The organism is Streptomyces sp. NPDC021100 (assembly GCF_044333095.1).
In the GTDB taxonomy this organism is placed as follows: domain Bacteria; phylum Actinomycetota; class Actinomycetes; order Streptomycetales; family Streptomycetaceae; genus Streptomyces.
On sequence record NZ_JBIRQH010000001.1, the window covers coordinates 329,124 to 355,966 of the forward strand.

Consider the following 26,843-nt stretch of genomic DNA (forward strand, 5'->3'; position numbering starts at 1 on the left):
GGCCGTCACTCGTCAGTGATGCGGGTGCCGTCACTTGCCCGGCACGCGGATGATCAGGGCGTCGCCCTGGCCGCCGCCGCCGCACAGCGCCGCGGCGCCGACCCCGCCGCCCCGCCGGCGCAGCTCCAGGGCGAGGTGGAGGACCGTACGGGCGCCGGACATGCCGATGGGGTGGCCCAGCGCGATGGCGCCGCCGTTGACGTTCACCTTTTCCGGCGATACCCCCAGATCCTTGATTGACTGCACAAGAACCGCCGCGAAAGCCTCATTGATCTCGATCAGGTCCAGATCGTCGACCGTGAGCCCCTCCTTGGACAGGGCGTGCAGGATCGCGTTGGACGGCTGGGAGTGCAGCGAGTTGTCCGGGCCGGCCACATTGCCGTGGGCGCCGATCTCGGCGATCCACTCCAGGCCCAGCTCCTCGGCCTTGGCCTTGCTCATCACGACCACGGCCGCGGCGCCGTCGGAGATCTGCGAGGAGGTGCCGGCGGTGATGGTGCCGCCCTTGCTGAACGAGGGCTTCAGCTTGCCGAGCACCTCGACGGTGGTGTCCCCGCGGACGCCCTCGTCCTTGCTGAAGACCACCGGCTCGCCCTTGCGCTGCGGCACCGCGACCGGGGTGATCTCGGCGTCGAACAGGCCGTTCTTCTGGGCGGCGGCGGCCCGCTGGTGGGAGCGGGCGCCGATCTCGTCCTGCGCCGCGCGGCCGATGCCCAGCCGGGTGTTGTGCTTCTCGGTCGACTCGCCCATGGCGATGGCCTCGAACGGGTCGGTGAGCCCGTCGTGTGCCATGGAGTCGAGCATCTCGATCGCGCCGTACTTGTAGCCCTCGCGCGACTTGGGCAGCAGGTGCGGGGCGTTGGTCATCGACTCCTGGCCGCCCGCGACCACGATCTCGAACTCGCCCGCGCGGATGAGCTGGTCGGCCAGCGCGATGGCGTCGAGGCCGGACAGGCACACCTTGTTGACGGTCAGTGCCGGGACACTCATGGGGATGCCGCCGTGCACGGCCGCCTGACGCGCGGGGATCTGCCCGGCGCCGGCCTGCAGCACCTGACCCATGATCACGTACTGCACCTGGTCACCGCCGATGCCGGCCCGGTCGAGTGCGGCCTTGATGGCGAAACCGCCCAGCTCGGCCGCGGAGAAAGAGCGCAGGGAGCCGAGGAGGCGGCCCATGGGCGTCCGGGCGCCCGCGACGATCACTGAGGTGGGGGCGGTCGAACCGTTCGTACCAGACATGGACGGTGCTCCTTCGGCGGAGGCGGTTAACGGTGGTTCTCGTCAATGTACTGAGCGGTACACCGGTCGGTCATCGGGCGGCGGGTGTGATCGCGCGCACGTTGCGTAACCGCTCCGCGCGGCGGTGCACTGGACCCATGCTGACGCGCATCGACCACATCGGGATCGCCTGCTCCGACCTCGACACCACCGTCGAGTTCTACCGTGCCACGTACGGCTTCGAGGTGTTCCACACGGAGGTCAACGAGGAACAGGGCGTACGCGAGGCCATGCTGAAGATCAATGAGACGTCGGACGGCGGCGCCTCCTACCTCCAGCTCCTGCAGCCGATCCGGGAGGACTCCCCCGTCGGCAAGTGGCTGGCGAAGAACGGCGAGGGCGTGCACCACATCGCGTTCGGCACGGCCGACGTCGACGCCGACGCGGCGGCCGTGCGGGACAAGGGCGTCCGCGTCCTCTACGACACCCCGCGCACCGGTTCCATGGGCTCCCGCATCACCTTCCTGCACCCCAAGGACTGCCACGGCGTGCTGACGGAACTGGTCACCTCGGCGCCCCGCCCGGACGAGGAGCACTGACCCACACCTGCCCCGGCCGGTAGAGTGCAGGTTCGGCCGGGGTACGGGTGGGGCCCGGCCCAGGCTGTGCCGATGATCTGACACCATTTCTTCGGAAGGGCGGGCTCCGGGTTCCACCACCACGCACGGGGCCGGCCACCGACGCGACCAGGGGACGGATGGACCGCGCAGTGCGGGGCTACGAGCGCCAGGACAGCCAGCGGGCTGAAACCGACCACCTCTCGCAATTCGAGGCCGAGATGGAGCGGCTGAAGAAGGAGCGGGAGAAGGCGGTCCAGCACGCCGACGACCTCGGCTACCAGGTCGAGGTGTTGCGCGCCAAGCTGCACGAGGCGCGGCGCACCCTCGCGCACCGTCCCGCCTATGACGCGGCCGGACTCGACTACCAGGCCGAACAACTGCTGCGCAACGCGCAGATCCAGGCCGACCAGCTGCGCGCGGACGCCGAGCGCGAGCTGCGCGAGGCGCGCGCCCAGACGCAGCGGCTGCTCCAGGAGCAGGCCGAGCGGCAGGCCCGCATGGAGGCCGAGCTGCACGCCGAGGCGGTGGCCCGCCGGCAGCGGCTGGACGAGGAGCTCAACGAGCGCCGGTCGACCGTCGAGTCGCACGTCAACGAGAACGTCGCCTGGGCCGAGCAGCTCCGTGCCCGTACGGAGGCGCAGGCCCGCCGGCTGATGGACGAGTCGCGGGCCGAGGCCGAGCAGGCGCTGAGCGCCGCCCGCGCCGAGGCCGCGCGCCTCACCGAGCAGGCCCGCACCCGGCTCGGCGCCGCGGCCGAGGAGGCGCGCGCCGAAGCCGAAGCGATCCTGCGCCGGGCGCGCACGGACGCGGAGCGGCTGCTGACCGCCGCGTCCCAGCAGGCACAGGAGGCCACCGACCACGCCGAGCGGCTGCGTACCGAGGCCGGCGGCGAGGCCGAGCAGGCCAGGACGACCGCCGCCGAGCTGACCCGCGCCGCCGAGGCGCGGATGCGGGAGGCCGAGACGGCGCTGCGCGAGGCGCGGGCCGAGGCCGAGAAGGTCGTCGCCGAGGCCGCGCAGGCCGCGCAGGCGCGGCTGTCCGAGGCCGAGACCGACAACGAGCAGCGCACCCGGGCCGCCCGCGCCGAGATCACCCGGCTGGTCGGCGAGGCCACCAAGGAGGCCGAGGCGCTGCGGGCCGAGGCCCAGCAGCTGCGGGACGACGCGGCGGCGGAGGCCGAGCGGCTGCTGGCCGAGACGGCGGACAAGGCGCGCAGCGCCGCCGCCGAGGACTCGGCCGCCCAGCTGGCCAAGGCCGCGCGGACGGCCGAGGAGATGCTGTCCAAGGCGTCCGAGGACGCCCGGGCCGCCACCAAGGCGGCGGCGGCCGAGGCCGAGCGCATCCGCAAGGAGGCGGAGGCCGAGGCGGAGCGGCTGCGGGCGCAGGCCGAGGAGTCGGCGGAGCAGCTCAAGGGCGCCGCGAAGGACGACACCAAGGAGTACCGCGCCAAGACCGTCGAGCTCCAGGAGGAGGCGCGGCGGCTGCGCGGCGAGGCGGAGCAGCTGCGCGCGGACGCCGTCGCCGAGGCCGAGAAGGTACGGGCCGAGGCGCGCCGCGAGGCGCTCCAGCAGATCGAGGAGGCGGCGAAGACCGCCGAGGAGCTGCTGGCCAAGGCGAAGTCCGACGCGGCGGAGACGCGGTCGGCGGCGACGGCCGAGGGCGAGCGGGTGCGGGCCGAGGCGGCCGAGCGCGCCGCCGGGCTGCGCAAGCAGGCCGAGGAGGCGCTGGAGCGCGCCCGGGCCGAGGCCGAGGAGATGGCCGAGGAGGCCGAGGACCACGCCGAGCGCACCCGTACCGAGGCGGCCGAGGCGGCGGAGAAGCTGCGCGCGGAGGCCGAGAAGGCCGCCGAGGCGCTGCGCGAGGACGCCGCCGAGGAGCTGACCCGGCTGCGTACCGAGGCCGAGGAGCGGGTCGAGGCCGCCGAGGAGGCGCTGCGCGAGGCCCGTACGGAGGCCGAGCGGCTGCGCAAGGAGGCCGCGGAGGAGACCGAGCGGCAGCGGACCGAGGCCGCGGAGCGGGCCCGGGCGCTGCGCGCGCAGGCCGAGGAGGACGCCGAGCGGCAGCGGGCGGAGGCCGCCGAGGAGGCGGCCGCGGCCCGTGCCGAGGGCCAGGAGACGGCGTCGCGGCTGCGTGCCGAGGCGGCCGAGGAGGCGGAGCGGCTGCGGTCGGAGGCCCAGGAGGCCGCCGACCGGATCCGGACCGAGGCCAACGCGGCGGCGGAGCGGACGGCGGCGGAGGCCGCGGAGGAGCTGGCCGCCGCGCAGGAGGAGGCCGCGAGGCGCCGCCGCGAGGCGGAGGAGACGCTCGGCGACGCCCGTACGGAGGCGCAGGCCGAGCGCGAGGCGGCGCGCGAGCAGAGCGAGGAGCTGCTGGCCTCGGCGCGCACGCGGGTCGCGGAGGCGCAGGAGGAGGCCCGACGCCTGGTCGAGGAGGCCGAGCAGCGGGCGGACGGGCTGGTGGCCGCGGCGGAGCAGACGGCCCAGCAGGTCCGTGAGTCCGTCGCGGGGCTGCACGAGCAGGCCGAGGAGGAGATCGCCGGGCTGCGGTCGGCCGCCGAGCACAGTGCCGAGCGGACGGTCACCGAGGCGCAGGAGGAGGCGGACCGGGTCCGCTCCGAGGCGTACGCCGAGCGCGAGAGCGCCCGGGAGGACGCGGTGCGGATCCGCGCCGAGGCCCAGTCGGCCTCGGAGGCGGCCCGCGAGCTGGCCGAGCGCACGGTCGAGGAGGCGATCGCCGAGGGCGAGCGCGTCCGGGCGGAGGCCGCGCGGGTGCTGGAGGAGGCCCGCGAGACGGCGAACAAGCGCCGGTCGGACGCCGCCGAGCAGGCGGACGCGCTGATCGCGGAGGCGACGGGCGAGGCCGAGCGGCTGCGCGCGGACGCGGGCCGGGTGCTGGACGAGGCCGAGGAGGCCGCCGAGGCGGAGCGCGCCCAGGCGGCGTCCGACGCGGAGGCGCTGCGCGCCGAGGCCCAGCGGGTCATGGACGAGGCGCGGGACGCGGCCGACGCCCACCGGGTGGAGGCCGCGCGGCAGGCCGACGAGCTGGTCGCGAAGGCGACGGCGGAGGCCGAGCGGCTGGTCTCGGACGCGTCGGCGAAGGCGCAGCAGATGCGCACCGACGCGTCGGACGCGCTGGCGTCGGCCGAGCAGGACGCGGCGCGCGCCCGGGCCGAGGCCCGCGAGGACGCGAACAAGATGCGGGCGGACGGCCGTGCGGAGGCCGAACGGATCGTCAACGAGGCGGCGGAGCTGACCTCTTCCGCGCAGGAGGACGCCGACCGCATCCTCGACGAGGCGCGGGCGGCGGCCGACAAGCGCCGCGCGGAGGCCGCGCGGCAGGCCGACGAGCTGGTCGCCGAGGCGACGGGCGAGGCCGAGCGGATGGCCGCCGAGGCCGCGCGCACGGTCGAGGAGGCCCGCGAGGCGGCGGAGGCGCACCGCGCGGAGACCGCGGCGGAGGCCGAGCGGACGCTGGCGGACGCCCGGGCGGAGGCCGAGCGGGTGCGGGCCGACGCGGCGGCGGCGCTGGAGCAGGCGCGTCAGGAGGCCGCCGAGACGGCGGACGAGGCGCGCGAGGACGCGGCGCGGCGGCGTACCGAGGCCGCGCGGCAGGCGGACGAGCTGGTCGCCGAGGCGACGGCCGAGGCCGAGCGGATGGCCGCCGAGGCACGGGCGGCCCTGGCCGCGGCCCAGGAGAACGCCAACAGCACGCGCGCCGACTCGGCGAAGCTCAAGGCCGACGCGGTGCTGGAGGCCGAGCGGCTGCGCGCGGAGGCGCGCGAGGAGGCCGAGCGGACGGTCGACGAGGCGCGGGACGCGGCGGCCCAGCGGCGTACCGAGGCCGCCGAGCAGGCGGACGCGCTGATCGCCAAGGCCCAGGAGGAGGCGGTGAAGACCGCCGCCGCGGCCGAGGAGCAGGCGGACACCATGGTGGGCGTCGCCCGCCGGGAGGCCGAGCGGATCGTCGCGGAGGCCACCGGCGAGGGCAACGCGCTGGTGGAGCGGGCCCGTACGGACGCGGACACGCTGCTGTCCGAGGCCCGCGGGGACGCGACCGCCATAAGGGAGCGCGCCGAGGAGCTGCGGGCGCGGATCGAGGCCGAGGTCGAGGAGCTGCACGACCGGGCGCGGCGGGAGTCCGCGGAGGCCATGCAGTCGGCCGGCGAGCGCTGCGACAAGCTCGTCGCCGCCGCCACCGAGCAGTTGGCGGAGGCCGAGGCGAAGGCGAAGCAGCTGGTGTCCGACGCCGGCGGCGAGGCGAACAAGGTCCGCGTCGCCGCGGTGAAGAAGGCCGAGAGCCTGATCAAGGAGGCCGAGCAGAAGAAGAACGCCGCCGTGCGCGACGCGGAGCGGCTGCGTACCGAGGCCGTACGCGAGGCGGAGCGCCTGCGCACCGAGGCCGAGGAGGAGGCGCGGCGCCTGGTCGAGGGCGGCCGGACGGAGTTGGAGGCGCTGGTTCGGCGCCGCGAGGACATCAACGCGGAGATTTCCCGTGTCCAGGACGTGTTGGAGGCGTTGGAATCATTTGAGTCCCCCGGGGCAAGCGGCTCCAAGGAGGGCGGGGTGAAGGCGACGGCGGGAGCCGGCGCTACTCGTTCGGGTGGCAAGCAGAGTCAGAAGTAAGCCACTCATTCGAGGGGACAATTCCCCAATCCGCCAACCGAGTACGAGGATCTGCTCCATGCGACGCCGCTCACCGCCCTAGGATTCCCTTATCACCTCACCGGTCTCTTTCGACAGGAACCCCATGAGCGACACTTCCTCCCCCTTCGGCTTCGAGCTCGTGCGGCGTGGATACGACCGCGGCCAGGTGGACGACCGCATTACCAAGCTCGTCGCCGACCGTGACAGCGCACTGGCCCGGATCACCTCTCTGGAAAAGCGCATCGAGGAGCTGCACCTCGAAACGCAGAACGCTCAGGCCCAGATCAATGACGCGGAACCGTCGTACGCGGGGCTCGGGGCGCGGGTCGAGAAGATCCTCCGGCTGGCCGAGGAAGAGGCCAAGGACCTGCGCGAGGAGGCCCGCCGGGCGGCGGAGCAGCACCGGGAGCTGGCGGAGTCGGCGGCGCAGCAAGTCCGCAACGACGCCGAGGCGTTCGCCGCCGACCGCAAGGCGAAGGCGGAGGACGAGGGCGCCCGGATCGTCGAGAAGGCCAAGGGGGACGCGGCGACGCTGCGGGCCGAGGCGCAGAAGGACGCGCAGTCCAAGCGCGAGGAGGCGGACGCCCTCTTCGAGGAGACGCGTGCCAAGGCGGCCCAGGCGGCGGCCGATTTCGAGACCAACCTGGCCAAGCGCCGCGAGCAGTCCGAGCGGGACCTGGCCTCGCGGCAGGCGAAGGCGGAGAAGCGGCTCGCGGAGATCGAGCACCGCGCCGAGCAGCTGCGGCTGGAGGCCGAGAAGCTGCGGACGGACGCGGAGCGCCGGGCGCGCCAGACGGTGGAGACCGCGCAGCGCCAGGCCGAGGACATCGTGGCCGACGCCAACGCCAAGGCGGACCGCATCCGCAGCGAGTCCGAGCGCGAGCTGGCGGCGCTGACCAACCGCCGCGACAGCATCAACGCCCAGCTCACCAACGTCCGCGAGATGCTGGCCACGCTGACCGGCGCCGCGGTGGCCGCGGCGGGTGTGCCCGGTGACGACGAGCCGATCTCGCGCGGCGTCCCGGCCCAGCAGAGCCGCTGAACCGCGGCGGTTCACCGGCGGCGAGAGACGCCGCGGAGCCGCAGGGCACCCGCACGAGGGCAGTACGGCGGGTTCGCACACCAGCGGCGGCACGGACGGTACAGAGCGGCACCACAGCACCGAGCGCCACGGCGCGGCACAGCAACGCACAGCAACGCACAGCAGCAACAGGCAGTACCCAGCACCACATTCGTTCGGGGGATCCCGCGCTCAGCGCGTCGTGGCCGTCCGAGGATCCGGCGGCGGCATACGGCGCGCTGACGTGTCCCGCGCGCCCTTGCCTCTCCCCCGTCCCTCGCGAACGGCGTCCTTCCGGTGGCGGGGCCCCGGGCACGCCCGTACCGTGAATGGATGATCGAGCTGGAGGGTCTGACCAAGCGCTACGGCGACAAACTCGCCGTCGATCACCTCACCTGCACCGTGCGCCCCGGAACCGTCACCGGCTTCCTCGGCCCCAATGGCGCGGGCAAGTCGACGACGATGCGCATGATGCTCGACCTCGACAACCCCACCAGTGGCACGGTCCGCATCGACGGCCGGCACTACCGCGAACTGCACAACCCCCTGCGGACGGTGGGCGCCCTGCTGGACGCCAAGGCGATCCACGGTGGTCGCAGCGCCTACAACCACCTGCTGTGTCTGGCGCAGAGCAACGGCATCCCGCCCGCGCGGGTGCGCGAGGTGCTGGACACGGTGGGCCTGACGTCGGTGGCGCGGAAGCGGGCCAAGGGGTTCTCGCTCGGCATGGGCCAGCGGCTGGGCATCGCCGCGGCGCTCCTCGGCGACCCGCGCATCCTGATGTTCGACGAACCCGTCAACGGCCTGGACCCCGAGGGCATCCACTGGATCAGGACGCTGATGAAGGGCCTCGCGGCGCAGGGCCGCACGGTCTTCGTCTCCTCGCACCTGATGAGCGAGATGGCCCTCACCGCCGAGCACCTGATCGTCATCGGCCAGGGCCGGCTGCTCGCCGACACCTCGATGGCCGACTTCATCGCGCGGAACTCGCGTTCGTACGTACGGATGCGCTCGCCGGAGCAGGAGCGGCTGCGGGACGTGCTCTCGGGTGCCGGGATCACGGCCGCGCCGGGCCCGGAGGGCGGGCTGGACGTGACCGGGGAGGACGCCGCGCACCTGGGCGAACTGGCGGCACGGCACGGGATCACGCTGCACGAGCTCAGTCCGCAGCGGGCCTCGCTGGAGGAGGCGTTCATGCGGCTGACGGCCGGGTCCGTCGAGTACCACGCGCGCGCCGGGGACGGCGCGGAGCCGGAGGCCGGGCCACCGGACGGGCCGGCCGCGGGCGGACCTGCGGGCGGGACGTCCTGGGGCGCGGACTGGCGCGGGAAGGAATCCTGATCATGGCGGTGACGGCGCAGGTCCTGCGATCGGAATGGACGAAGATCAAATCCGTGCGCTCCACGGTGTGGACGCTGGGCACCGGCGTACTGGTCACCGTCGCGCTCGGCGCGCTGATCAGCGCACTCGCGAAGAACGACTACGAAAATCTCTCCCCGAGGGACCGGTTCACTTTCGACCCGACATTCATCAGTTTCGCGGGGATGGGACTCGGTCAGCTCGCATTGATCGTTTTCGGGGTATTGGTGGTCGCCAATGAATACAGCACCGGAATGATCCGCACATCACTGGCGGCGGTTCCGCAACGCGGCGTCTTCCTGTTCAGCAAGATCGCAATTGCGACGGCACTCGCGCTGGTCGTGGGCATGATCACCAGCTTTCTCACCTTTTTCGTCGGACAGGCGATGCTGGGCGACCGCGGTGCGCACCTGGGCGACCCGGGCGTCCTCCGCGCGGTCGTCGGCGGCGGGCTCTACATGGCGCTGATCACGATGTTCTCGATGGGGGTGGCGGCGATGCTGCGCAGCCCCATGCTCTCGCTCGGCGTCCTGATGCCGTTCTTCTTCCTGATCTCCAGCATCCTGGCGAACGTCTCGGCCACGAAGAAGGTCGGCGAGTACCTGCCCGACAAGGCGGGGCAGAAGGTCATGCAGGTCGTGCTCGTGGACGACGACGCCCCGTACGGGCCCTGGGGAGGCTTCGCGATCATGGTGCTGTGGGTGGTCGCGGCCCTGGTGGGCGGGTACGTCGTGCTGAAGAAGCGCGACGCGTAGCCCACCGATGCGCCGCCGGTCGCTGCGCGCCCTCGGCCTGGACGCCGTCCCCTTCCGGCACCCCCTGGAGTACCCGGGCCGCCCGGCCCCGGAGCCGTGCCTGCTGCTGGAGACGGAGCTGCTGCCGCTGCGCGCCGTCCCGGGGCGGCCGCTCGGGGCCTGGCCGGTCGTCGGAGGGGGCGCGGCGGCGGGTACGGACGGGAGCGGGGCGGGGTCGCGTACGGAGGACGGATCCGGGCCGCCCCCCGACGACGGCGGAGAGCCGCGTACGAAGCACGGATCCGGGCCGCCCGCCGACAGAGGACCGGGTACGGAGGACGGATCCGGCCCGCCCGTCGACGACGGCGGAGGGCTGCGCAAGGACAGGACGGGGATGGCCGTCGCCGGCCGATCGGGCGCGAACGCCGTCCCCGGCGGCGGAGGCCCCGCGGGCGACGCCGGCCCCACGCCGGACGCCGTTCCCGGCGGCGCGGAGGTCCGGGACGGCACCGAGCCCCCGCTGGACACCCTCCTCACCGCCCTCGGCCGGCTCGTCACCGGACGCCGCCACCCCGTCCTGGCCGTGGGCTCCAACGCCTCCCCCGCCCAGATGTGCCACAAGCTGGCCGCACACGGCCTGCCGGCCACCGTGCCGATGGTCCCGGTGACCGTCCGCGGCATCGGTGTCGGCTGCTCCGCGCACATCGGGCGGGCCGGGTACGTGGCCGCCGCGCCCTACGCCGACCCGGCCGCCGAGCGCCGGCTGGTGGTGAGCTGGCTGGACCCGGACCAGCTGGCCGCCGTGGACGCCTCCGAGCTGCACTACCGGCGCGTCCTGCTCCCCGGCGCCGCGTTCCCGATGACCCTGCCCTCGGGCGACCCGCTGGGCGGCGCCTACCTCTACGTCTCCCGGCACGGCGTCCTGCTGGACCCGGCCACCGGCCGGCCGCACCCCGGCGCGGAGGACCAGAGCGCGCTGCTCTCCGCGCTGCTGCGCTCCTCGAAGCGCCTGCGCACCCTGCTCGGCCCCGACCCGCACGCCTGGACCGAGCGGGCGCGTGCCGAGGAGGCGGTACGGGCGGAGGGCGCCCGGATCTTCCGCGAGGAGGGCTGGATCCACCCGGAAGGCGACCTTCCGTCGGGTTCCGGGACGACCGACCTCCGTCATGCCGACTTGGCCCCTTGACATCGCGGGCCCCTCTCCCCCCGGCATTCCGTGGAACCGTCAGCCTCTCGTTATCCTCCTAACCCGAACGGGGGCACATGCCCCGACCATCTCGCGAGGGGCGGAGAATGATCGAGGCAGTCGGTCTGACGAAGCGCTACGGCGCCAAGACGGCCGTGCACAACCTGAACTTCCGGGTGAGGCCGGGGGCCGTCACCGGCTTCCTGGGCCCCAACGGTTCCGGCAAGTCCACGACCATGCGCATGATCCTGGGCCTGGACAACCCGACCGCCGGCCGGGTCACCATCGGTGGCCGCCCCTTCCGGGAACTGCCCAACGCCGCTCGCCAGGTCGGCGCGCTGATCGACGCCAAGGCCGTGCACGGCGGGCGCAGCGCCTACAACCACCTGCTGTCCCTCGCCCAGCTCGCCGGCATCCCGCGCTCCCGGGTGGACGAGGTGCTGGGCGTGGTGGGCCTGCACGGCGTGGCCAAGCAGCGCTCCCGCGGCTTCTCGCTCGGCATGGGCCAGCGGCTCGGCATCGCGGCGGCGCTCCTCGGCGACCCGCAGGTGCTGCTGTTCGACGAGCCCGTCAACGGCCTCGACCCCGAGGGCATCCTCTGGGTCCGCAACCTGATGAAGCGGCTGGCCGCCGAGGGCCGGACGGTGTTCGTCTCCTCGCACCTGATGAGCGAGATGGCCCTCACCGCCGACCACCTGATCGTCATCGGCCGCGGGCAGCTGCTCGCGGACATGAGCGTCCAGGACTTCATCGCCGCCAACTCGGCCGGCTTCGCCCGTGTCCGCACCCCCGACACCGAGCCGGAGGGCCGCGAGAAGCTCACCGCCGCCCTGGTCGAGGCGGGCGGCCAGGTGCTGCCCGAGCCCGACGGCGCGCTGCGCGTCACCGGTCTGGAACTCCCCCGGATCAGCGACGTCGCCCATGACAACGACGTCCGCCTCTGGGAGCTCTCCCCGCACCAGGCGTCCCTGGAGGAGGCGTACATGCGGATGACGCAGGGCGCCGTCGACTACCGGTCGACCCACGACGCCCTTGCCGGCTTCCAGCCGCCGGCGGCCCCCGGCTACGCGATGCCCGGCGGGCCCGGCGCACCGGTGCCGCAGGGGTGGAACGGCCCGGCCGGCTACCCGGTGCTGCCGGGCGAGCAGCCCAACCCGTACGCCCAGCAGCAGCCCATGGCGGCCCCGCAGACTCCGCAGGCCCAGCAGGCGCCTCTGCCGCCGCAGCACCTCGCGGCCCCCGCCGCCCCGCCGCAGCCGCCGGCCGCCGCACCCGCGGCCCCCACAGCACCCTCAGCCCCGTCAGCACCCGCCGACCTGACCAAGCGCGACACCGAGGACGCCCGATGACCACCCCGACGACCCCTCAGCACCCCGTGCCCCCGCAGGGCGCGCCGCAGCAGCCCGGTCAGGCCCCGGCCCAGCCGTACTGGCCCGGTCAGGCGGGCCCCGGCGGCCCGGGCGGCTACGTCTCGCCGGTCCCGGTGCGCGCGGCGCACCTGGGGGACGCCGTCGTCGCCGAGTGGACGAAGATCCGGAGCCTGCGGTCCACGGTCTGGACGCTCAGCACGATGCTCGTCATCGTCATCGGCCTGGGCCTGACGGTGTCGCTGGTCATCTCCTCCCAGGAGGGGAGCCTCTCGGGCGAAGGCATGCTGGCCGCCGTCGGCGCCGTCGGCGTCCTCCTCGGCATGATCCCGGTGCTCACCCTGGGCGTGCTGACGATCACCTCCGAGTACGGCACCGGGCTGATCCGCACCACCTTCACCGCCTGCCCCAGCCGTTCCAGGGTGCTGACGGCGAAGGCGATCGTCTTCGGCTCGCTCGCCTTCGTGACCACGCTGATCGCGACGCTGGTCGTCGGCCTGATGGCCTCCGCCATCCTGAGCGACAAGATCGACGAGAGCCCCACCGCCGGCCAGTGGTTCAAGGCGACCGTCGGCGTCAGCCTCTACGTCGCGGCGGCCGGGCTGCTGGCCCTCGCGGTCGGCGCGCTGCTGCGGCACTCCGCCGGCGCGATCACCGGGATGCTCGGCCTCGTGCTGCTGCCGCCGCTGCTGTCGCTGTTCCTCCGGTCCGAGGCCGTCCACAAGATCGGTGAGGTGCTTCTCACCTACTCGATCCCGATGCAGCTCATCTCCCTCTACGGTGGGGAGGTCGAGTCGGGCCCGACCGGCTGGGGGTCGCTGGGGCTCATGGTGGGGCTCGCCGCCGCCGCCACGGCCGGCGCTCACCTGGTGCTGAACAAGCGTGACGCCTGAGCGTAGTTGAGACGAGCGGTACTCAGTACCGCGGCGCGTTACGGGACCGCTGGAGCCGCGCGCTCCGGCGGTCCCGCGCGTTCCAGCAGGACTTGTGCCAGTGCCGGCGGTCCTCGACCCCGGCGCCGTACTGCGGCCACACCACCAGGTGCGGCACCCCGGGCGGGATCTCCTGGTCGCAGCCGGGGCAGCGGTAGCGCTTGCCCGCCGAACTCCCGCCGACCATGCGGACCGACCAGTCCTCGCCCTGCCAGCTCTCCGTCTGCTCCAGGCCGTAGCGCGTCCCGCCGCCCTCGTACCGGTCGGACTCGGCGGCTTGGCTGGCGGCGCCACCTCGGGGGCGGTTTCGGCGCGGGGACACGGGTCACCTCGGAGGTCGTACGAGCTACGGGCTGTGACCAGGGTACGGGTCAGGGTCACCGCCCCCGGCCGGATGTACCCCGGCCCCACCCCCGCCACCCTCTCCGATCATCATGAAAACTTCCTGAACGCCCGTACCTCGTGGCACGTGTCGGGCGTTATTGCCACCGGGGGGTCGGGTCGGTCGCGCAGGAAGGTGCACGAGATGCGCGTTGGAGCGTTCGTCCTGGCCGCCCAGTTCCCGGGCCAGGGTCACGGAGAGGCGCTGTACCGGGCGGTGCGGACGGCCGAGGTCGCCGAGGAGGCCGGGCTCGACGCGGTCTGGCTGGCCGAGCACCACTTCGTCCCCTACGGCGTCTGCCCGTCGGCGGTGACGCTGGCCGGGCTGCTCCTGGGCCGCACCCGGCGGATCCGGGTGGGCACGGCGGTGAGCGTCCTGTCCACCACTCACCCGGTGGCCCTCGGCGAGCAGACGGCGGTGCTGCACATCGCCTCGGGCGGCCGGTTCACCCTCGGGGTGGGCCGCGGCGGGCCCTGGGTGGACCTGGAAGTGTTCAACGCGGGCGTCCAGGCTTACGAAGAAGCGTTTCCGGAATCCCTCGAACTGCTGATGCGCTGGCTGCGCGAACCCCGCGTCGGCGCTTCGGGCAAACGATTCTCCTTCCGCGAGGTGCCGGTGGTCCCGCGCCCGGACGAACTGCTCGACCGGCCCGGCCCGCCGGTCCTGGTCGCCTGCACCTCGCCGGCCGGCGTCCGGCTGGCCGCCCGGCACAGGCTGCCCATGCTGCTCGGCATGCACAGCAGCGACGAGGAGAAGGCCGAAATGGTGTCCCTGTGGCGCAAGTGCGCCCTGGAGGCCGGGAGTTCACCGGAGCACGTGGCGACCGCCGGGCATGTCGCGGCGGGCGTGGTGCAGGTGGCGGACCGCCGCCAGGAGGCGGCGGAGACCCTGCTGAAGGCGATGCCCGGCTGGCTGCGCCAGGGCCTCGGCGCGCACGTCACCGTCGACGGCCGGGAGCGCCGGATGCGGGACCCGCTCGCGTACACGGAGCTGCTGTGCTCCCTGCACCCGGTCGGCCCGCCCCGGCTGTGCGCCGACCGCCTCGCGGCCACGGCGGAACGGACCGGGGTGCGCGGCTTCGCGCTGCTGGCCGAGGGGTCGGGCGACCTGATGGCGACCGAGGAGAACCTGCGCCGGCTCGGCGCGGAGGTACTGCCGCTGATCCGCTGAGAAGGGTGCCGGTCTTTGGCCGTTTCCCACGGGGCGCTAGGACGCGGACCCGCGACGCGGCGGCCCGCCCCCGGCGTGCGGCACGTCGTCGGCGCCGGTGTGCCACCGCGACCGCCCCCGCTCCCCGGCCACAGGTCCCGGGGAGCCGCCGCCCCCGTACCGTCCCGCGCCCCCGCGCGCGGAGCGGCAGCGGCGCCGGTTCAGCAGTCGCGCAGCTCCGGGGACTGGTTGAGGAGCTGCCCCCGGACCGACGTGAAGCGGGCCAGCCGCTCGTCGGCCGCGGGGTCGAGCGGGAAGACGGCGACCCGGTGGCAGTTCTGGAACGCCAGCCGGACCCCGAAGTGCCGCTGGAGCGCTCCGCGGATCGCGTCGCTCGCCAGGGCGCGCAGCAGCTGGCCGCGCGCCTTCTCGTCCGGCGGCGGCGTCCGGTTGTCGGCGAACTCGCCGCCTTCGACCTCGAGCCGGGCCACCAGCGAGCTGATCATCTCCCAGGCGTAGGGCAGGGAGTTCCGGACGCAGTCGACGAATGCCTCTTCGTCGACCTCGCCTCGCTCGGCCTGTTCGAGGAGGGCCGGTGAGACGTCGAGCGACATGAGTTCTCCTCTCGCGGGCCCCGCCGGGCGGGGTCCTGGGGGTGGGCGAGCGGACGACGACGCCCTGTGCCCGTACGACGACCGCCCGCTTCAACGGTAATCCGGCCACTGCTGCCCCACCAGGAGAACGCACCTACAACTGGCCACCGGCGAAGGGGCTCATCCAGGGCGAATCGCGTCCGGTGCCGGGAGTCGAGTAGCGTGGCTCACCATGCGTCTCGTCATCGCCCGTTGCTCCGTGGACTACGCCGGCCGGCTCACCGCCCACCTGCCGTCCGCCCCCCGTCTCATCCTCGTCAAGGCCGACGGCAGTGTCTCGATCCACGCGGACGACCGGGCCTACAAGCCCCTCAACTGGATGTCCCCGCCGTGCACCCTCAAGGAGGGCGACGGCAGTGTCTGGACGGTGATCAACAAGGCGGGCGAGAAGCTCATCATCACCATGGAGGAGGTCCTCCACGACTCCTCGCACGAGCTCGGCGTCGACCCCGGCCTCATCAAGGACGGCGTGGAAGCGCACCTCCAGGAGCTCCTCGCGGACCGCATCGAGACCCTCGGCGAGGGCTACACCCTGATCCGCCGCGAATACCCGACGGCGATCGGCCCGGTCGACATCCTCTGCCGCGACGCCGACGGGCAGACGGTCGCCGTCGAGCTCAAGCGCCGCGGCGAGATCGACGGCGTCGAACAGCTCACCCGCTACCTCGAACTCCTCAACCGGGATCCGCACCTGGCGCCCGTGCGCGGCATCTTCGCGGCCCAGGAGATCAAGCCGCAGGCTCGGGTGCTCGCGACGGACCGGGGGATCGGGTGCGTCGTGCTCGACTACAACGCGCTGCGGGGGATCGAGGACGACAAGCTGCGGCTGTTCTGAGGGGGGTGCGCCCCGGTCCCGCCCCTTCGCCGATTCCTGGGGCTGCGCCCCAGACCCCCTTTTCGCGGCTTCGCCGCTCGTCCTCAATCGCCGGACGGGCTGATATATCAGCCCGTCCGGCGATTGAGGACAGCGCGCGCAGCGCGCTTCGGGGGTGCGGGGGCAGCGCCCCCGCAAGAAACGGTGAAAGGGCGGGACCGGGGCACCCCCACCCTGTCAGCCGCTCGGCTTGACCGTCCCCGACCCCGCCGAGTCGCCCCCGCCGGCAGGCGGGGTCGGCTGCTGGGTCACCGGCGGCGGCCCCGTCTTCGGAGGGGGATCCGTCGGCTCGCTCGGAGTGGTCGGAGGCTGAGTCTTGGTCGACTCACCGCCTCCCGGGGTACGCGTGGCCCCACTCGAATGCCCACCACCGGGCGTCCGCGTCGGCGACGGCGAATCATCGGGCGAGGCGGTGCCCGACGGCGACGGCGAGGTGCTGCCGGACGGCGTCCCCGACGGCGCGTCCGTCGTCCCCCGCGTACCGGGCCGCTCCGACGCACCGGCCCGCCCACGCATCGGGGCAGGCCCACCCCCACCCCCCGCCGGATGCTCGGCGGTCAGATCGGGCTCCCCGTCCTGCTGAGAAGCGGACCGGTCCGGCTTGACCGCGTCCTGATCGCCGCCGCCCTGCTCACCACCCCCGGCGGACGTCCCGAGCGACACGACAGTGCCGAGCACGGCGGCGAGCACCACACCGGCCCCGGCCGCGGCCAGGTTGCGGCGCCCGCCGCCGGCCATCAGCTTCTGCACCCACGCCTGCGGCCCGCCACCCCGCTTGCCGCCGGCCGGGGGCGCACCGGCGCCCGCTCCGGCGCGCGGCGCGGGAACGCGGTGGATGGCCGCGGTGGAGACGCGGTCCGGGTCGGTGGTGAAGGGAGCGGGCCCGGCGGGCGGCGCCGCGGACTGCTCGCTGCGGGCCGCCGGGACCTCCTCGCCCGCGGACCCGCGCGGGCCGCCGGCCGGCGCCGGAGGCCGTACGGCGGGGCCGCCGGGCCGCCCGACGGGCGTGGGGGCGGGCGCCGGCCGGGACCGGTCGGCGACCAGGGCGAGCGCCCGCCGGCTGGCGACGGCGCCGCGCTTGTCGGCGAGCACCCCGCGCAGCCCGGTGGACGCCTCCAGCTCGGCGCGGGCCCGGCCCAGGTTCCCGGTGCACAGGGCGAGAACGCCCAACTCATGGTGGAAATACGCTTCTTCGCCCACTTCACCGGCCAGCCGGGCGGCTTCCTGGCCGTGCCGGAGCCCGCGCTCCCAGGCGCTCCAGTGCAGCGCGCCCGCGAACGCCGGCGCGGCGGTGCGGGCCAGCAGCACGGCGGCGGCCGGGTGGCCGGGCGCACCGGAGGTCACCAGGGCGGCGAGCGCGGCGAGGACGACGTCCGCCTCGGCGGCGATGCGCTCGGGGGTGACGGAGGGGTGCCCGGCCCACCAGGCGTAGTGCCGGGCGGCGGCCAGGACGCGCTCGGCGGCGCCCTCGGACCGGTCACCGTCCGCCAGTTGCCCGGCGACGCCGGCGGCCACCCGGTAGTGGGCGCCGACCACGGTGATCAACCCTGCGTCGAACAGCTCGCCCACGGCGGCGTCGGCGTGCTCGTCCCCGACGAGCGCGGGCAGTTGGGCCTGGTGCGGGACCTCGCCGCCGAGGGCGAGGGCGAACCGCAGGGTCTCGCGGGCGGAGTCGCTCAGCCGAGCGGCGAGCGCCGCGGCGGGGGCGGTCCCCCGGGGCAGCGGCGCGCGCCGGGAGGCCGGGGTGCCCGCCCCGCCGTCCGCGGGAACGCCGCTCCCGGGTACACCAGACCCGGCAACGCCGTCCTCGGGGATGCTGAACGGCCGTTCGCCGTCGGACGCGTCCGCGTCGGACGCGGCGTCGTCGAGCCGCCGCAGCAGCGCGCCGGCCTGGACGAACCGCAGCGGCAGCCCGTCCGACTCGACCCACAGGTCGGCCGCCCAGTCGGCCTCCTCGTCGGTGAGCGGCCGGTCGACGGCCGTCTCCAGCAGCTCCAGGCACTCGGTGCGGTCGAGGCCGTCGAGGACGACCTCCTCGACGTGCGCGTCGGCGGAGGGTGCCGGGACGTCGGGCCGGGCGGCGAAGAGGAAGGCGCACTCCGGGGTGGCGTCCAGGAGTTCGTCGAGCGCGGCGCCTCCGAACTCCAGGTCGTCCAGGACGACGACCGCCCCGATCTCCCGTACGGCGGCGGGCAGTCCGGCCCGGTCGGGCCGGTGCAGCGGCGCGTGGTGGACGGCGGCGAAGAGCTCGTGGAGGAGGTCGTGGGTGGTGCGGTGACGGCCGTTCAGCCGGACGACGCCGTCGGGCGCCAGATGGGCGCAGTCGGCCGCGAGGACGTCGAGCAGGGCGGTACGCCCGGAACCGGCGGGGCCGGTGAGGCGGACGGAACGGCCGCGCGAGAGCAGCCGTCCCAGCCGCTCGCGGACCTCGCCCCGGCCGATGAGCGGCGCGCCGGACCGCGCGGCGCCGGCGGGCGGCGGCGGGACGGCGGCGCGGTCCCGCTCGGCGCGGGCCTCGGGGTCGTGCCGACGGGCGGGCGGGGGCATGCGGCCGGGCGGGCAGGGCTCTATCTCGCTGCCGTCCACGGGGTTGACGGTGAGCAGGTAGTCGCCGGCGACGAGCTGGACGACCCGGACCGGGGCCGGGCTCTGCCCCGTCTCCTCCCCTGAAGGGACCGTAGGGTCCGGGGAGACCGGAGGAACCGGGGAGCCGGGGGATTCAGCGCCCGTACGGCCCTCACCCGGCCGCGCCGCGTCCGGTGTCCGGTTGGTCGGGTCCATCGTTCAAAGCCCCCCAGTCGCGTGGCGTGCCGTCGTGTCCTCCCGGCCTGTCCGCGCTCTTCCGACCACCGGTCCGGCGCCCCGCGGGCTTCTGCAAGGCGAAAGCGACGGGAAACCGAACAGACCTTGGGACAGTATCGCCGACCGGGGATGCCGGCGGCGCCCCGGGCGTCACCCTCGTGCGGGCAATCCGGACACTCGGCTCACACCCGCCTCATCCGGCGCGTTCGCACGCCGGAAGCGGGGTGACGCGGCCCGGCTGTTCGGGGTCCTCGATGGCGAGGATCCGGTGCAGCCGGGTGGCCACCAGCACGCGCTGCATCCGGTCCGGCACCCCGCGCAGCACCAGCCGCCGGCCGGTGCGCCCGGCCCGGCGGTGGGCTCCCATGATGACGCCGAGTCCGGTGGCGTCCCAGGAGTCCAGCTCGGTGAGGTCGAGGACGAGGTCGCCCCGGCCGGCGTCGAGCGCGGAGTGCAGGACCGTTCGGGCGTCCGCCGCGTTGCGGACGTCGAGGCGGCCCCCGACGACCAGTTCGGCGTGGTCGCCCCTGATGTGCATATGCGCTCCCCTGAGTGCTGCGTGGTGTGGGTGTGGCTCTAAAGAACTGACTGCCTCTCACACGCCAAGGTTGCCGTCCGTTAGCGAACCATTACCCAATTCACACGGCAGGGTGAACCGGGCTTGTACGGACGGCTCAGTACTGGTAGAAGCCCTGCCCGCTCTTGCGGCCGAGGTCGCCCGCGTCCACCATGCGGCGCATGATCTCCGGCGGGGCGAACTTCTCGTCCTGACACTCGGTGTAGATGTTCCCCATCGCGTGCATCAGGATGTCGACGCCGGTGAGGTCCGTGGTGGCCAGCGGGCCCATCGCGTGGCCGAAACCGAGCTTGCACGCGGTGTCGATGTCCTCGGCGGTGGCCACCCCGGACTCGTACAGCTTGACGGCCTCGCCGACGAGCGCGGTGATCAGGCGGGTGGTGACGAAACCGGCCACGTCCCGGTTGACGACGATGCAGGTCTTGCCGACGCCCTCGGCGAACTCACGGGCCTTGGCAAGCGTCTCGTCGCTGGTCTTGTGCCCGCGCACCAGCTCGCACAGCTGCATCAGCGGCACCGGCGAGAAGAAGTGGACGCCCACGACGCGCTCGGGGCGGGAGGTGGCGGCCGCGATCTTGGTGATCGGGATGGCGGAGGTGTTGGACGCGAGCACGGCGTCCTCGCGCACCATTCCGTCCAGCGCGCGGAAGATGTCGCGCTTGGTGTCGACATCCTCGAAGACCGCCTCGACGACGACGTCCGCGTCGGCGGCCGCGTCCAGGTCGGTGGTGGCCGTGATCCGCCCGAACGCCGCGTCGGCCGCCTCGGCCGTCAGCTTCCCCTTGGAGACGAACTTGTCGTACGAGGCCCGGATCCCGTCGGTGCCCCGCTTCAGCGCCGCGTCGGTGACGTCCCGCAGGACGACCTCCCAGCCGGCCTGGGCGGAGACCTGGGCGATACCGGAACCCATCAGTCCGGCTCCGACGACGGCGAGCTTCTTGGCCACGGCTGTCCCCTTTAATTCCTGCCCGCTTACCGGCGGTTCACTTACGGCTCCGCTGCGGACCTTAGCGTCCGTCACCGCGCTGATGGGGGCAGAGAGATGCGCGTCACGTCCCAAATGACGGACATCACACCGGACGCCGCGGCCGTGCGGACGCACGCCTCAATCCAGCCACTTCCGTACCGCGGGTCACACCCGTCCGGCACCCTTCCGGCACCTGTCCGGCACCTGTCCGGCACCCGGACCATCGCCAGTGTCAGCCGTCCCGGCGAAGGCCGCGGCTAGGCTCGTGGCATGGTCAATCTGACGCGCATCTACACCCGCACCGGCGACAAGGGCACCACCGCGCTCGGCGACATGAGCCGCACCGCCAAGACCGATCCCCGCATCGCCGCCTACGCGGACGCGAACGAGGCGAACGCCGCGATCGGCGTGGCCCTGGCCCTCGGGGAGCTGCCCGAGGACGTCGCCCACGTGCTCGTCCGGGTGCAGAACGACCTCTTCGACGTGGGCGCCGACCTCTCCACGCCGGTCGTGGAGAACCCCAAGTACCCGCCGCTGCGCGTCGAGCAGTCGTATGTCGACCGGCTGGAGGCCGACTGCGACCGCTTCCTGGCCGAACTGGAGAAGCTGCGCAGCTTCATCCTGCCGGGCGGCACCCCGGGGGCGGCGCTGCTGCACCAGGCGTGCACGGTGGTCCGCCGGGCGGAGCGCTCGACCTGGGCGGCCATGGAGACGCACGGCGAGACGATGAACCCCCTGACGGCCACCTACCTCAACCGCCTCTCCGACCTCCTGTTCATCCTGGCCAGGACGGCGAACAAGGAGGTCGGGGACGTCCTGTGGATCCCCGGCGAGAACCGCTGAACCACACACCCACTCCGGCTGGAGGCCCGGTGCGCCCCCGAACAACGCAGCATCCTGGCCAGGACGGCGATCAAGGAGGCAGGCGACGTCCTCCGGGTACCGGGCGAGAACCGCCGAGCCCTGCCGCCGGGCCCGCCAAGCGGCGGCCCGGCCCGGCCCGGTCGGTGAACACGAAGGCCGGGCGGCCACCCGCGGGCCCCCGAGAGAACCCCCGCCCCGCGGCGTCAAGCGCCCGGGGCGCGCCGCGGCCACAGCGTGTAGCTCCCCGCGATGGCCACGTTGATGCCGATCACCCACACCATGCGCGTCCGCCACATCCGCAGCGAGGACGTGTCCCCGGCGTCCCCGACGTACCAGACGGCCGCCTGGAGAAGCGCCATGGCGACCAACGCGGAGAGGATCCAGCGGCCCGCCGTCCGCCACTCGTGCCGGGTCCGTTCCGCCCCGTACTTCGGCGGCTTCACCGGCGGCGGCCCGCCCGCGAACCGATGGGCGAAGCGCTGGTCGGCCCACTTCAGCGTCGAGTGGCCGAGGCCGACCGAGAACCCGATGTAGACGGCCGCCAGGCCGTGCTTCCAGTCGGCCGTCGCGCCGTTCCGGAGGTCCATCGCGGTCACGACCAGCAACACCAGCTCCAGCACCGGCTCCACCAGCAGCAGCGCCGCCCCGGCCCGCGGCATGCGCAGCAGGTAGCGCAGGCTCAGCCCGCCGGCCAGCAGGACCCAGAAGGCCACCTCGCAGGCGACGATCAGCGTGACGACCACCGTCTTCTCCCTTCCCTCCCTCCAGGCTCCCGGCGCCGGCGAGCCGCCTCGTCCTCACGGACGGCGATTCGCGACTGCATCCTTCGATGTACTCCGCGCTCCGCCCCGCGTGCCGCCGGCGGACGACGGCGCCCCCTCCCACGTGCTGTGATGTCCTCATGCCCCGTTCCCTCCCGCACCGCGACGACCTGCTGATCGCGGCATCGGGGCTGCTCGGCGGTCTCGTCCTGTACGCGCTGGGGCTGAGCAGCCGCCCGGTGGGCGGGCTGCCCCGCCGGATGGCGCTCGTGGCACTGGCCGTGATGGCCGCGGCCGAGCTGCTGCGCCGCCGCAAGCCCCTCGTGGGGCTCAGCGTGGGGACGTCAGCGCTGGCGGTCGACGTGTGCTCGGGCAACCTGGTCGCGACCACGGTGATGTTCACGGACCTGGTGTACGCGGCCGTGCTCTACGGGCCCCCGGCCGCGTACCGCCTCCTCCCTCGCGCCTGCGAGGCGGTCACCGTGATCGGGACGCTGCTGTCCCTCGCCCTGATCCGCCGGCCGGAGGCGGTGCTCATCGGGTGCGCGCTGGCCGTCGTCACCATCGCCCCGGCCTGGACGGGCGTCGGCGTCCGGCAGCACCGCGACGCGGCGGAGGCCGCCCGGCTCGCGGCCGAACGGACCGTGCTGCTGGCCGAGATGGACCGGCGCGAGGCGGTCGTCGCGGAGCGCGCGCGGATGGCCCGCGAGCTGCACGACGTGGTCGCGGGCCACCTGTCGGCGATCGCGATCCACTCCACGGCCGCCCTGTCGATCGACGAGCCGGAGACGTCCCGCGAGGCGCTGGGCGTCATCCGCGGCAACAGCGTCCAAGGTCTGGCCGAAATGCGCCGTCTCATCGGCCTGTTGCGCGGAGCGGAGGACGCCGACGGGCCGGCCGCGACCCCCACCCTCGACAGCCTCGACGCGCTCCTCGACCGGACCCGCGCCGCGCTGCCCGACGGGCGCCTCACCGTGGAGCTCCGCGACGCCCGCGGCCCCGGGCCACTGCCCGCCCCGGTCGAACTGGCGGCGTACCGCATCGTCGAGGAGTCGCTGACCAACGCCGTCAAGCACGCGGCGCCGGGCCCGGTCGCGGTGGAACTGACCGGGGCGGACGGCCGGGAGCGGACCCTGACCGTACGGGTGACCAGCGTGCTCGACGGCGGTGACGGCGGCGGTACGGAACCGCGCGCCCCGGGCGCCGGGGCGGGCCTGGTGGGGATGCGGGAGCGCGTCGCCCTGCTGGGCGGCCGGCTGACGGCCGGACCGGCCGCCGACGACGGCGGCCGCTGGGAAGTACGGGCCGAACTGCCCCTGGACGACGAGGAGAAGAACACATGAGCGAGCGGGAACGGCCGATCCGCGTGGTCGTGGCCGAGGACCAGGCGTCCGTGCGGTCCGGGCTGGTCCTGATCCTGCGGTCGGCCCCGGACGTGGCGGTGGCCGGGGAGGCCGCCGACGGCGAGGAGGCCGTCCGGCTCGCCCGCGAACTGCGCCCGGACCTCGTCCTGATGGACGTCCAGATGCCCCGCCTGGACGGCATCTCGGCCACCCGGCGGATCACCGGCGAGGGCCTCGCCGACGTGCTCGTCCTGACCACCTTCGACCTGGACGAGTACGTCTTCGGCGCGCTGCGCGCCGGCGCGGCCGGCTTCCTGCTCAAGGACAGCGAGGCCGCCGACCTGCTCACGGCGGTACGGACCGTCGCCCGCGGCGAGGGACTGATCTCGCCCGCCGTGACCCGCAGGCTGATCTCCGAGTTCGCCCGCCGCGCTCCCGACCCGGCGGCGCACCGGGACGCGGCGGTCGTGGACACCCTCACCCGCCGCGAACGGGAGGTGCTGGCCTGCCTGGGCGGCGGGCTGTCCAACGCGGAGGTCGCGGGACGCCTGGGGATGGCGGAGGCGACGGTGAAGACCCACGTCAGCCGGTTGCTGTCCAAGCTGGGGCTGCGCAGCCGACTACAAGCGGCCGTCCTGGCCCAGGAGTTGGGCATGGTCCAGACCTCTTGACCATTGGTACGGACCTTCTTACGCTCCCCTCACAGTCGTGGTGAGCGTCCTCGCGATACGCACCCCCCTGCGCCGGGCCCGTCTCTCCCCTCGCCCACGCGCGTGCTCACCTCGCTGCGCACAGGTCAAGGAAACCCCCCACACCCCCCACATCACCCCCCACACCTCCTGACCTCATCGAGGAGCACTCTCTTGTCATCAGAGACCTCTCGACATCACACGAACCCCTCCCTCAACACCCCACGCAGACGCCCTCTCACCCGCGCCGTCGCCACCCTCGGCGCACTCCTCCTCCCGGCCGCCGCCCTCATCGGCTTCGCCGCACCGGCGAGTTCGGCAGGCGCCCCGGCCCACCCGGCGACGGCCGCGGCCGGCAAGCCCGTCAAGGCCGCCTCCGCGACCGCGACGTTCGCCAAGACCGGCGACTGGGGCTCCGGCTACCAGGGCGAATGGACCGTCAAGAACACCGGGACGACCGCCATCGACGGCTGGACCGTCGAGTGGGACCTCCCCTCCGGCACCGCGGTCGGCGCCTACTGGGACGCCCTGATCACCGGCTCCGGCACGCACTACACGGCCAAGAACCGGGAGTACAACGGCTCCATACCGCCCGGCGGCAGCGTCTCCTTCGGCTTCGTCGCCACCGGCTCCGGAACCCCGGCCGGCTGCAAGCTCAACGGCGGGGCGTGCGACGGCTCGTCCACCGACACCCCGCCCAGCGCCCCCGGCAAGCCGGAGTCGACCGGCGTCACCGCCACCAGCATCGGCCTGAAGTGGGCGGCGGCCACCGACGCCAAGGGCATCAAGGAGTACGACGTCTACCGCGGCACGGCCAAGGTCGCCACCGTCGCCAAGCTCGCCTACACCGACACCGGCCTGACGGCGGACACCGAGTACACGTACACGGTGGTGGCCCGCAACCTGGACGGCAAGACGGGCCCCGCGAGCCCCGCCGCCACCTTCCGCACCACGAAGAGCGGTTCCGACCAGCCGCCGTCCGCCCCCGGCACCCCGCAGGCCACGGCGGTCACGGACACCTCCATCGCCCTGAAATGGGCGGCGGCGACGTCCGACAAGGGCGTCAAGGAGTACGACGTCTACCGGGGCGCGGCGAAGGTGGCGACCGTCGCCAAGCTGGCGTACACCGACACCGGCCTCCAGCCCGGCACCGACTACACGTACACCGTCGTCGCCCGGGACACCGCCGGCCAGACCGGCCCGGCCAGCCCGCCGCTGACCGTCCGCACCACCGGCGGCGGCACCCAGCCCTCCGGCGACATGATCAAGGCCGGCTACTTCGCCCAGTGGGGCATCTACGGCCGCGCCTACACGGTGAAGTCCCTGGACACCACCGGCGCCGCCGCGAAGCTCACCCACGTCAACTACGCCTTCAGCAACATCGACCCGAACAACCTCACCTGCCTCAACGGCGTCACCAAGGCCACCGGCTCCAACCCGCAGGACCCCAACCAGGGCGACGGCGCCGGTGACTCCTGGGCCGACTACGAGAAGGGCTTCAGCTCCGGCGAATCCGTCAACGGCACCCAGGACACCTGGGACCAGCCGCTGGCCGGCAACTTCAACCAGCTGAAGCAGCTCAAGGCCAAGTACCCCAAGCTCAAGGTGATGATGTCGATCGGCGGCTGGACGTACAGCAAGTACTTCTCCGACGTCGTCAAGACCGACGCCTCCCGGCAGAAGTTCGTCAAGTCCTGTATCGACATGTACATCAAGGGCAACCTGCCGGTCAGCAACGGACGCGGCGGCAACGGCACGGCGGCCGGCATCTTCGACGGCTTCGACATCGACTGGGAGTGGCCCGGCTCCGAAGGCCACGCCGGCAACCACATCTCCAAGGAGGACAAGGCCGGCAACACCCTCCTCTTCGCCGAGTTCCGCAAGCAGCTCGACGCCCAGGGCGCGGCCGACGGCAAGAAGTACCTGCTCTCCGCCTTCACCCCGGCCGACCCCGGCAAGATCGAGGCGGGCTGGGACATCACCACCAAGGACGGCACGCCCAGCGTGTTCGACTACATGGACTACGCCAACGTCCAGGGGTACGACTTCCACGGCTCCGGCAGTGACAACAGCTGGGAGCCCAACCTCACCGGTCATCAGGGCAACCTGTACCCGGACGCAAAAGACCCTTACACCACCAAGTTCAGCGTCGAGAAGACCGTCCAGACCTACCTCGACGCCGGAGTCGACCCCCGAAAGCTCGTCCTCGGCATGGCCTTCTACGGCCGCGGCTGGCAGCAGGTCACCGACGGCGGCGTCCACGGCGTCTGGCAGAAGGCGAACGGCGCCGCGCCCGGGCAGTTCCCGGAGGAGTCCGGTACGCGTGGCTACGACAACCTGCTCGCTTCCGTACCGAACTTGACCATCTACCACGACGAGACGTCGGTGGCGACGTACGGCTACACCGGCGACAACGGGCAGTGGTGGACGTTCGACGACGCTTGGTCGATCGGGAAGAAGACGGCTTGGCTGAAGTCGAAGAGGCTTGGCGGGGCCATGGTGTGGGAGATGAGCGGTGACAGCGGCACGCTCATGACCGCGCTGGACAACGGTCTCCGCTAGCGCGGTAGGGAGCCCCGGTCCCGCCCTTTCACCGTTTCTTGCGGGGCCGGGCCCCGCACCCCCGAAGCGCCCTGCGGGCGCTGTCCTCAAGCGCCGGA

At 73.6% G+C, this 26,843-nt stretch carries 21 protein-coding genes; 14 read left to right on the top strand and 7 right to left on the bottom strand.

What is annotated here, in order from left to right:
* Nucleotides 1-30: 30 nt before the first annotated feature.
* Nucleotides 31-1,206, bottom strand: a complete 1,176-nt coding sequence (locus tag ACH4PU_RS01520; RefSeq protein WP_398265316.1) for an acetyl-CoA C-acetyltransferase — start codon at nucleotides 1,204-1,206, stop codon at nucleotides 31-33.
* A 173-nt stretch (nucleotides 1,207-1,379) separates the two neighbouring features.
* Here ACH4PU_RS01520 and mce point away from each other — a divergent pair, with 173 nt between their 5' ends.
* The 8 genes from mce to ACH4PU_RS01560 all read left to right on the top strand — a co-directional run bounded on the left by mce (nucleotide 1,380) and on the right by ACH4PU_RS01560 (nucleotide 13,083).
* On the top strand, nucleotides 1,380-1,820 hold the full coding sequence (gene mce, locus ACH4PU_RS01525; protein ID WP_398264419.1) for a methylmalonyl-CoA epimerase: 441 nt from the start codon (nucleotides 1,380-1,382) through the stop codon (nucleotides 1,818-1,820).
* Nucleotides 1,821-1,990: 170 nt separating this feature from the next.
* Complete coding sequence (gene scy, locus ACH4PU_RS01530) at nucleotides 1,991-6,463, top strand: polarized growth protein Scy (RefSeq protein WP_398265319.1); 4,473 nt, start codon at nucleotides 1,991-1,993, stop codon at nucleotides 6,461-6,463.
* A gap of 124 nt (nucleotides 6,464-6,587) precedes the next feature.
* A complete protein-coding gene (locus ACH4PU_RS01535; RefSeq protein WP_004952125.1) occupies nucleotides 6,588-7,526 on the top strand; it encodes a cellulose-binding protein in 939 nt (312 codons plus the stop codon).
* Between the two features lie 351 nt (nucleotides 7,527-7,877).
* The gene (locus tag ACH4PU_RS01540; protein WP_398264421.1) at nucleotides 7,878-8,885 is read left to right on the top strand and encodes an ABC transporter ATP-binding protein; all 1,008 of its coding nucleotides are present in this window, start codon (nucleotides 7,878-7,880) and stop codon (nucleotides 8,883-8,885) included.
* A 2-nt stretch (nucleotides 8,886-8,887) separates the two neighbouring features.
* Entirely contained in the window at nucleotides 8,888-9,658 is a 771-nt protein-coding gene (locus ACH4PU_RS01545) for an ABC transporter permease (protein ID WP_398264423.1), read from the top strand.
* Nucleotides 9,659-9,665: 7 nt separating this feature from the next.
* Nucleotides 9,666-10,823 (top strand): hypothetical protein, encoded by a 1,158-nt coding sequence (locus ACH4PU_RS01550; RefSeq protein WP_398264425.1) that lies wholly within the window; start codon nucleotides 9,666-9,668, stop codon nucleotides 10,821-10,823.
* A 107-nt stretch (nucleotides 10,824-10,930) separates the two neighbouring features.
* A complete protein-coding gene (locus ACH4PU_RS01555; protein WP_398264427.1) occupies nucleotides 10,931-12,172 on the top strand; it encodes an ATP-binding cassette domain-containing protein in 1,242 nt (413 codons plus the stop codon).
* Complete coding sequence (locus tag ACH4PU_RS01560; protein WP_398264429.1) at nucleotides 12,169-13,083, top strand: ABC transporter permease; 915 nt, start codon at nucleotides 12,169-12,171, stop codon at nucleotides 13,081-13,083. The genes ACH4PU_RS01555 and ACH4PU_RS01560 overlap by 4 nt, the downstream gene beginning before the upstream one ends.
* 22 nt (nucleotides 13,084-13,105) lie before the next feature.
* On the opposite strand, the gene ACH4PU_RS01565 is transcribed toward ACH4PU_RS01560, so the two are convergent.
* A complete protein-coding gene (locus tag ACH4PU_RS01565; protein WP_004952112.1) occupies nucleotides 13,106-13,444 on the bottom strand; it encodes a hypothetical protein in 339 nt (112 codons plus the stop codon).
* 204 nt (nucleotides 13,445-13,648) lie between these two features.
* Between ACH4PU_RS01565 and ACH4PU_RS01570 the strand changes: the two genes are divergently transcribed.
* Nucleotides 13,649-14,674 (top strand): LLM class flavin-dependent oxidoreductase, encoded by a 1,026-nt coding sequence (locus ACH4PU_RS01570; protein WP_398264432.1) that lies wholly within the window; start codon nucleotides 13,649-13,651, stop codon nucleotides 14,672-14,674.
* Nucleotides 14,675-14,874: 200 nt separating this feature from the next.
* Here the strand turns inward: ACH4PU_RS01570 and ACH4PU_RS01575 are convergent, their stop codons facing one another.
* Nucleotides 14,875-15,267 (bottom strand): SCO5389 family protein, encoded by a 393-nt coding sequence (locus ACH4PU_RS01575; RefSeq protein ID WP_185941100.1) that lies wholly within the window; start codon nucleotides 15,265-15,267, stop codon nucleotides 14,875-14,877.
* Nucleotides 15,268-15,478: 211 nt separating this feature from the next.
* Between ACH4PU_RS01575 and nucS the strand changes: the two genes are divergently transcribed.
* Nucleotides 15,479-16,141, top strand: coding sequence for an endonuclease NucS (gene nucS / locus ACH4PU_RS01580; protein ID WP_398264434.1), 663 nt, complete (start codon nucleotides 15,479-15,481; stop codon nucleotides 16,139-16,141).
* 216 nt (nucleotides 16,142-16,357) lie between these two features.
* Here nucS and ACH4PU_RS01585 read toward each other — a convergent pair whose 3' ends face one another.
* From ACH4PU_RS01585 to ACH4PU_RS01595, 3 genes are all read right to left on the bottom strand, one after another.
* Complete coding sequence (locus ACH4PU_RS01585) at nucleotides 16,358-18,961, bottom strand: ATP-binding protein (RefSeq protein WP_398264436.1); 2,604 nt, start codon at nucleotides 18,959-18,961, stop codon at nucleotides 16,358-16,360.
* Between the two features lie 214 nt (nucleotides 18,962-19,175).
* Nucleotides 19,176-19,520 (bottom strand): STAS domain-containing protein, encoded by a 345-nt coding sequence (locus ACH4PU_RS01590; protein WP_004952101.1) that lies wholly within the window; start codon nucleotides 19,518-19,520, stop codon nucleotides 19,176-19,178.
* Between the two features lie 136 nt (nucleotides 19,521-19,656).
* Nucleotides 19,657-20,505, bottom strand: a complete 849-nt coding sequence (locus ACH4PU_RS01595) for a 3-hydroxyacyl-CoA dehydrogenase family protein (protein WP_152262402.1) — start codon at nucleotides 20,503-20,505, stop codon at nucleotides 19,657-19,659.
* 291 nt (nucleotides 20,506-20,796) lie between these two features.
* On the opposite strand from ACH4PU_RS01595, the gene ACH4PU_RS01600 reads away from it, so the two are divergent.
* The gene (locus tag ACH4PU_RS01600; RefSeq protein WP_398264439.1) at nucleotides 20,797-21,369 is read left to right on the top strand and encodes a cob(I)yrinic acid a,c-diamide adenosyltransferase; all 573 of its coding nucleotides are present in this window, start codon (nucleotides 20,797-20,799) and stop codon (nucleotides 21,367-21,369) included.
* A 224-nt stretch (nucleotides 21,370-21,593) separates the two neighbouring features.
* Here the strand turns inward: ACH4PU_RS01600 and ACH4PU_RS01605 are convergent, their stop codons facing one another.
* A complete protein-coding gene (locus tag ACH4PU_RS01605) occupies nucleotides 21,594-22,133 on the bottom strand; it encodes a hypothetical protein (RefSeq protein ID WP_398264441.1) in 540 nt (179 codons plus the stop codon).
* 158 nt (nucleotides 22,134-22,291) lie between these two features.
* On the opposite strand from ACH4PU_RS01605, the gene ACH4PU_RS01610 reads away from it, so the two are divergent.
* The 3 genes from ACH4PU_RS01610 (at nucleotide 22,292) to ACH4PU_RS01620 (ending at nucleotide 26,745) form a co-directional block, all read left to right on the top strand.
* Nucleotides 22,292-23,494 carry a sensor histidine kinase gene (locus tag ACH4PU_RS01610; protein ID WP_398264443.1) on the top strand — a complete coding sequence of 401 codons (1,203 nt, stop codon included), beginning with the start codon at nucleotides 22,292-22,294 and terminating at the stop codon, nucleotides 23,492-23,494.
* Nucleotides 23,491-24,165: a response regulator gene (locus tag ACH4PU_RS01615; RefSeq protein ID WP_398264445.1), complete on the top strand. Its 675-nt coding sequence runs from the start codon at nucleotides 23,491-23,493 to the stop codon at nucleotides 24,163-24,165. Before ACH4PU_RS01610 ends, ACH4PU_RS01615 begins: the two co-directional genes overlap by 4 nt.
* Before the next feature lie 192 nt (nucleotides 24,166-24,357).
* Nucleotides 24,358-26,745 carry a glycosyl hydrolase family 18 protein gene (locus tag ACH4PU_RS01620; RefSeq protein ID WP_398264447.1) on the top strand — a complete coding sequence of 796 codons (2,388 nt, stop codon included), beginning with the start codon at nucleotides 24,358-24,360 and terminating at the stop codon, nucleotides 26,743-26,745.
* The last annotated feature ends 98 nt before the right edge of the window (nucleotides 26,746-26,843 follow it).

Excerpts from the sequence above, each read along its gene's own strand:
- ACH4PU_RS01545 (WP_398264423.1), top strand. The coding sequence starts at position 8,888 with ATGGCGGTGACGGCGCAGGTCCTGCGATCGGAATGGACGAAGATCAAA.
- ACH4PU_RS01575 (WP_185941100.1), bottom strand. The coding sequence starts at position 15,267 with ATGTCGCTCGACGTCTCACCGGCCCTCCTCGAACAGGCCGAGCGAGGC.
- ACH4PU_RS01560 (WP_398264429.1), top strand. The coding sequence starts at position 12,169 with ATGACCACCCCGACGACCCCTCAGCACCCCGTGCCCCCGCAGGGCGCG.
- ACH4PU_RS01600 (WP_398264439.1), top strand. The coding sequence starts at position 20,797 with ATGGTCAATCTGACGCGCATCTACACCCGCACCGGCGACAAGGGCACC.
- nucS (WP_398264434.1), top strand. The coding sequence starts at position 15,479 with ATGCGTCTCGTCATCGCCCGTTGCTCCGTGGACTACGCCGGCCGGCTC.
- ACH4PU_RS01555 (WP_398264427.1), top strand. The coding sequence starts at position 10,931 with ATGATCGAGGCAGTCGGTCTGACGAAGCGCTACGGCGCCAAGACGGCC.
- mce (WP_398264419.1), top strand. The coding sequence starts at position 1,380 with ATGCTGACGCGCATCGACCACATCGGGATCGCCTGCTCCGACCTCGAC.
- ACH4PU_RS01615 (WP_398264445.1), top strand. The coding sequence starts at position 23,491 with ATGAGCGAGCGGGAACGGCCGATCCGCGTGGTCGTGGCCGAGGACCAG.
- ACH4PU_RS01540 (WP_398264421.1), top strand. The coding sequence starts at position 7,878 with ATGATCGAGCTGGAGGGTCTGACCAAGCGCTACGGCGACAAACTCGCC.
- ACH4PU_RS01550 (WP_398264425.1), top strand. The coding sequence starts at position 9,666 with ATGCGCCGCCGGTCGCTGCGCGCCCTCGGCCTGGACGCCGTCCCCTTC.
- ACH4PU_RS01535 (WP_004952125.1), top strand. The coding sequence starts at position 6,588 with ATGAGCGACACTTCCTCCCCCTTCGGCTTCGAGCTCGTGCGGCGTGGA.
- ACH4PU_RS01590 (WP_004952101.1), bottom strand. The coding sequence starts at position 19,520 with ATGCACATCAGGGGCGACCACGCCGAACTGGTCGTCGGGGGCCGCCTC.
- ACH4PU_RS01570 (WP_398264432.1), top strand. The coding sequence starts at position 13,649 with ATGCGCGTTGGAGCGTTCGTCCTGGCCGCCCAGTTCCCGGGCCAGGGT.
- ACH4PU_RS01610 (WP_398264443.1), top strand. The coding sequence starts at position 22,292 with ATGCCCCGTTCCCTCCCGCACCGCGACGACCTGCTGATCGCGGCATCG.
- ACH4PU_RS01585 (WP_398264436.1), bottom strand. The coding sequence starts at position 18,961 with ATGGACCCGACCAACCGGACACCGGACGCGGCGCGGCCGGGTGAGGGC.